We start from the raw sequence: 6,000 nt of genomic DNA, 5'->3' as shown, positions 1-6,000 counted from the left end.
CCCCCCCCAGCATCTCCTTCGACATGGAACTCGGTCTGGTCCTCCGCTTCCTGCGCGAGTCGGCGCAGTTCATGACCCTCGAGCGCGAGCCCCGCGAAATGGTCGTTGAGGCGCAGCCGGCCATGATCGTCGGCCCCGAGCCCGTTTCCACCGTGCGCACCCCAGCCAACGAGGTTTTCTGATGCTCGGGACGTACACGAAAACCCCCAGCGACGTGATGCCCTACGACATCCGTTTCCACCGCTGGCTCGGCGACGGCGACAGCCTGCTGTCGGCTACCGCAACGGTCGCCGGCAGCACCGCCGTTGTCGACGAGGTTGAGGTGTCGCTCACCATCGCCAAGGTCTGGATCTCCGGCGGCGCCGATCTCGACGAGGCCACCATCACCGTAACCGCCGTGACCGAACTTGGCTTGACCAAGGAAGTCTGTTTCCGCCTTCGCATCAGGGATTGCCACTAAATGGGCTTGCTCGTCGCCAATAACGCCACCTCGACGCTTGCCGGCGCGATCGCAGACGACGCAACATCGCTTACGGTGGATGCGGCCGATGCTGCCCTATTCCCGACGCCAGGCGCCGACGAGTGGTTTCCGCTGACGGTAGTCGACGGCGATGGCTCCATGGAAATCATGCGCGCCACGTCGCGCGCTGGATCTGTCATCAACGTGTCTAGGGGCCAGGAGGGCACCTCCCCGCTGGCGCTTGGCGCAGGCGCGCGCGTGGATCTCCGCCTGACCAAAGCGGCGCTCGACGCCAAGCAAAACACCTCGGCAAACCTCACCACGCTTGCTGCCTCGCTATCCGCGCCCCGAATAAACTCGTGCACCAGTGGCGCGACGCTTGATCTCTCCGGATTCGATCAGGTCATAGTCAACCGCTTCGCGAACGGCACCCTGCTTGCGCCGGCGCTCTACACCAAAGTGGGAAGTGAGCCGAGCCATGGCCTGAAGTTCCAGGACAGTGTAGGCACATGGTTCGAGTTCGCGGGGGGCGAGATCGACATCCGCTCTGGCGGGTGCCTCGGGGACGGCACGGATGATACCGCAGCCTTCGTGCGGTGCCTGATAGCCGCAGAGGCGAAGGGGATCAGAAGGCTCGTCAACCGCGATGCATCGAAGCGGTTCATGCTCAAGCGGATCTATCTCGACGACTATATGACAGACAGCATCCACGTCGACCTCGGCGGCGGAGCGATCGTCGGAGAGTTCAAGGGAGCGGATGTACCGAACAACGTTGCTAATATTTTCCGCACGCGTGGCGGCTACGCTACAGGCTCGTTCACCTTTACGGGCGGCGCCACGAACACGAACACTTTCACCGTTGGTGACACTACCTACACGCTCACCACCGCTGGCGACCCTGCCGCGCTCAATGAGTTCTGGCGGGGTGAGAACGCGGAAATCTCGAAAGAGGCTACGGCCTTTGCTTTGGCTGCGGCCATAAACGGCGAAGGCAGGTTCAAGCTCATCAGCTTCACTGGGGCGTCGGGAGCGTTCGTCGAGGGTGAGGACATCACCGGCGGAACTTCTGGTTCGGTCAGCCGAATTGAAGCCGTCTTCTACGAAAGCGGCAGCTCTACCGACGGCATCATGTTCGTCCTCGATATGACGGTGAACACCTCTAACGGCGAAACCTTGACCAGCACGAGCGGCATCACTGCGATCTCGCACGGCATTTCCCGGAATCTGCTGTTCTCGACGGCGCGAGTGAACCCCAAGGCACGGGCAAGGCAGGTCGGCGATCAGGTCATCGTCACGGCGCTGAAAGAAGGGGCTGACGGCAACACAATTGCACTGGCCGAAACCTCAACCGGCGCATCGGTATCCGGCGCGACACTGACAGGCGGCAAGGCTGGCCTGAATGTCACGGTCAGCAACGGCATGATCGACGGGCAGGACAATGGCACATCTTCGTCAGGTAGCGGCGAACCGCTGATCGAGTTCCTTGGCGGCGACAAGATCATCTTCAATGACCTTGAGATCAAGAACGGCGGCAATCGGTACTCAGGCGCAGATGTGCGTCGGCTGCTGGAAGCAAAGCCGGCTGAGGTGATCATCGACGGCGCTCGGCTGTTCCAGGTGTTCGGCGGTAAAATCTGGTCGCACTGGGGCGAGGCGCTACAAGTCCAGTCGCACGACGCGTCGATTGTTTATCAGATCATCGGAACGTATTTCTCCAAGCGCCGCAGCTCCAACCCGCTCGCGCTGTTCTCAAATTCCAGCTTCAACGCTTTCAACTGTTCGCCAGCATCCTTCATGCTGGGTGCACAGTTCGTCGATCACATCAAGTCGGCTACGAACATCGTCCACCACGGCGGAACGTTCACCAAACTGCTGATCGACGGCGTCTACGACAGTAATGGTTTGGACTTCAACGAGGCAGGAAACTTCCGCTTCGAGGGCGCGAAGGTCATCGACATAACATTGCGGAACATCTTCGGTGTCGGCATCCGTACGTCGGGCTCCAACGTCTCTATCGACGGCGTGGACGAAGAGAATGTAACGAACGCGATCCGCTTCGAAGCGGCCTTGGGCTCCGGCCGTCGGGCATGGTTCGAGCCTTGGCTCAATAACGCGCAGGACAGCGAGCTTTCCTGCGAGGTCAAACGGGTGATCTCGCGCGGCTCGGGCGTTCGTATCGCCTACGATGCGCAGACAGCGGCCTTCACGGTCGGCGCGACGCTGACTGGCGGAACGTCAGCTGCGACGGCAACAATCTTGCATGTCTACGACAACGGCACGACTGGCGTTCTCCTGCTTCGCCCGCCTTCGGGAACGTTTGCCGATAACGAGACGATCACCGACAACAAGGGCGGATCGGCGCTGGTCAATATCCTCCCCACGACAATGCCCGTAAACGAAGCGGTGATCGACGTTCGTGGCGTCTCGGCTGATCTGCCGGTGCAGCTAACAGTCGACGGGATGCTTGACCAACTCAATCCGCTTTTGGAGCGACACAACTATGGCATCGACGCGGGCAACTGCGATCTGACCGTCAAGGGTCACCTCAACGTCGGTGACGTCGCTCCTGTCCGTCAGGATGGTTATACCCGCCTGACGTCCTGGGCAACGATCAAGTGCGATATGGATGCTGGTGCTCGCCATGGCTTCCTGTTCGATGGGGGCACGATTGACAACATCACGCTGCATGATTTCAAGCGTTTTGGGGTTCTCAATGGTGGCGCCAGCGATATTCGCTTCCTGAACTCACCAACACTCAATGGTGCGATCCATCTTCTTCGGCCGGTCACGACTCCGGTTATCAGCGATGCCTCGAAGATCGTGTACAAGGACGGCGTGGCGTTCGCCGATTATGTGCCTGTGCTGTCGGGCGCGACTTCGGCGGGGGTCGGGACATACTCGGTGCAGAAAGGCTCGTGGGTAAAGACCGGCCGGCTGGTCAAAGGCCACGTCGAACTCACCTGGTCGGCTCACACGGGAACAGGTGGGATACGGATCAGCCTTCCGCCCTTCTTGGCGTCTGCAGACGCACTAGGCGCGATCGAGGTCTGGTATGAAAACATCACGCATTTGAACAAGCTGCAGGGCCGGATCGGCACAACATCGCAGATGGCATTGTCCACGATTGCGAGCGGCGGCGCGGCCACCAACTTCAACGTGGTTGCGTCCGGAACGCTGATCCTTGCGTTCAGCTATATCGCGGCTTCTTGAGCGGGGTGCGACGTTGGTATTCGTTTTTTCCCTCGGCTTGCCGGTGTTACTTTAAGCTGATCTGCGACCACCTGCATCGCGCTCACCCGGTCGTGAATGGGATTACCCCAGACGATTTGTGTCTTGGCGTGCCAAATGTCCGATCCATCCGGGTTTCGGCGCCATGTAGTGGATATTGAGGTCGAGACCAGAAACGTCGGTGTTCCGACTGCGCCGGCTAGCTCACCGGCTGTGGCAAATGGGGAGATCACGTAGTCCAGGTTCGCAGCCAGGGCGAGCTGGCCCTCCATGTCGTTCACTAGGTCTAGGTCTTCGGGGATGTGGAGAGTGAGAAACGAGCGGAGGTGTTCGATCTCTTCCTGTGTGGCGCCGGGCTGGAAAAGCCAGAAATCGGCGTCCACGTCAGCAAGCGGCGCGAGGTCGTTCACCGTCAAATAATGGCGGTCGCGGGCAACCGATTGCAGCATGCTACGCCAGGAGAGACCGACACTAGGCCTCCCGCCGACTTTGGTCCTGGCCTTCCAATGCTTCTTCAACGCTGGGTCCGGCTTCAGCGGCGCGCGCTTCGTCCTCCGGAACGCCTCTCGGTCAGGACGAAGATCAGCCAGTGTGTCGAGCAGAGAGCAAACGAGGTTGGCGTCTTTCGCCGCGATGATCACTTGGTCCGATACGAGTTGGAACAGCCTCGCATCGGTCAGCGTGCTCCGGTCGCTCATGTCTTTGACGATCTCGCGCCTGTGCCGTGCGGTTGGGAGAAAAGTTATATCAGGGAAATTCCTCTCCATGATGCTTTGCAGGCGCGGCTCGCAGGTGATGGTGAGATGGTCGAAACATGAGGCGAGTTCCCCATAAACCGAGCACATCCGCAGTTCGTCAGCCGGACCGCCCTCCGCCAATATCAGGGCCTTCTTGTTCCGATATTCTTCTGACAGGATGTAAAGGTCCAGCGGGTGCTTCTCGGCTTTGAACGTCTTCGCCAACGCCAAGCTGATAGGACGCTTCCTGTAGAGCGCATAAGCTTCGCGGATATCTCCCTTGGCCTGCAGAAGGTCCATGGTCAGCGGGGAAAATGGCTGCGGGTCCGGTCCGCCAACATACGCCCGTCGCAATATCGCCTCGCCCTTCTCCGGCTGCCCCAACTCCAGAAGACATCTGGCGATGGGAACAACGCTGCGCTCTTCAAAGGTGCCCGAGGACATGGCCTGATAGAGACTGAGAGCCTGCTCATGGCGGTGCATGGCCTCAAGCGCGTACCCTTTGTGCAGTAGCAGGTTGTAAAGCGTCTTTGCTCGCCGCTCGCCCTCCTTCTCGGCTTCGGCAACTGCGAGGCCCATTTCGCAAACCTGCAAAACGGCGTCGAATATCCCAAAGAAATATAAACACTCCGCAGCGCGCAGGTACGCCGTTGAAGTGCCGCCCATGCAGTTCACGGCCTCAAGCGCGATTTCCATCGAAACCGGAGGGAGCTCCTCGCCGAGAGCCCTAAGCTGGCGATATCCAGCAATGTCGAGAGGATTGAGAGCGAGCAGTTCCCGGTTCGCTTCAACCGCCCGCACTTTGTCTCCCATTTGGGCAAGGATCGTAGCACGGAGCCGATAAGCCGCTTGCGACGGGGCAATCGATAGTGATGCGTTGACTTTTGCGAGAGCATCGCCGAGCCGCCACGCTGCGGCAAGCTCTTTCGCTTCCGCTATTAAGGTCATTTTAGCGTTAGCCGCTATCTTGACCAGCGCCTTAGCTTCGGCGCGGGAGAGCCCGGGCACCTCGTTGAGGCGGCCCATGTCGATTAATATTCTCGCGTGAACGCGCAGTGCGCTTCCGCTTTTTGGCGAGCGGTGTACGGCCTCGGTCGAGAGAAGCAGCGCCTCTTCAAGTCGCCCCGCAGCATGAAGCTCGCCCGCTAGTCGGATAACCTCTGGAATGGAATTTTTGATCGGTTTGTTAATGGGCTGGGTAGGCGGGCGCTTTATTAACGAATACCGCTTGGCCAACCGCCACAGCATCTTTTTCATTGGAAAGCTCGTGGTGACCCTACGGTTGATCTGAGCTTTCGGGTTGGCTCGTGTGCCGCGAACAAATTTGATCGTGTTTCGGATCTGTTGGCGGGTGTTCTCTGGAAAAGAGCGTCGATAAAGTGTCTTCAAATTGGTCAAAACCTGCGCTTCGATCACTATCTACCCCGCTGTGAAGACGACAACGTTGTCGTGTGATCGCGGATCGCGCGATTGTAGTTCGATGATGTAGTCGAGAAGCACTCGGCAGCTATCGGCGTCCAGTTGTACGCCAATGCCGCGCTGCGGGTTTTCCCGCAACGAGTTCAATAGCTTCCG

General features: G+C 59.4%; 4 protein-coding genes. 3 read left to right on the top strand and 1 reads right to left on the bottom strand.

Annotated elements, in window-relative coordinates; genetic code table 11:
• The 3 genes from MAXJ12_RS37555 to MAXJ12_RS34320 form a co-directional block, all read left to right on the top strand.
• Positions 1 to 182, top strand: a 182-nt coding sequence (locus MAXJ12_RS37555; protein ID WP_008835342.1) for a hypothetical protein, incomplete at its 5' end; no start/stop codon positions are given.
• Positions 182 to 460 (top strand): phage fiber-tail adaptor protein, encoded by a 279-nt coding sequence (locus MAXJ12_RS08195; protein WP_040585415.1) that lies wholly within the window; start codon positions 182 to 184, stop codon positions 458 to 460. The genes MAXJ12_RS37555 and MAXJ12_RS08195, both read left to right, overlap by 1 nt.
• A complete protein-coding gene (locus tag MAXJ12_RS34320) occupies positions 461 to 3,670 on the top strand; it encodes a hypothetical protein (RefSeq protein ID WP_008835340.1) in 3,210 nt (1,069 codons plus the stop codon).
• Here the strand turns inward: MAXJ12_RS34320 and MAXJ12_RS08185 are convergent.
• Positions 3,652 to 5,841: a tetratricopeptide repeat protein gene (locus MAXJ12_RS08185; RefSeq protein WP_139043825.1), complete on the bottom strand. Its 2,190-nt coding sequence runs from the start codon at positions 5,839 to 5,841 to the stop codon at positions 3,652 to 3,654. The two genes, MAXJ12_RS34320 and MAXJ12_RS08185, sit on opposite strands and share 19 nt — an antisense overlap.
• Between the last annotated feature and the right edge of the window lie 159 nt (positions 5,842 to 6,000).

The organism is Mesorhizobium alhagi CCNWXJ12-2, assembly GCF_000236565.1.
Lineage (GTDB): Bacteria > Pseudomonadota > Alphaproteobacteria > Rhizobiales > Rhizobiaceae > Allomesorhizobium > Allomesorhizobium alhagi.
The sequence above is the reverse complement of the archived record's forward strand: the minus strand, read 5'-3'. Positions and strand labels throughout refer to the sequence as shown.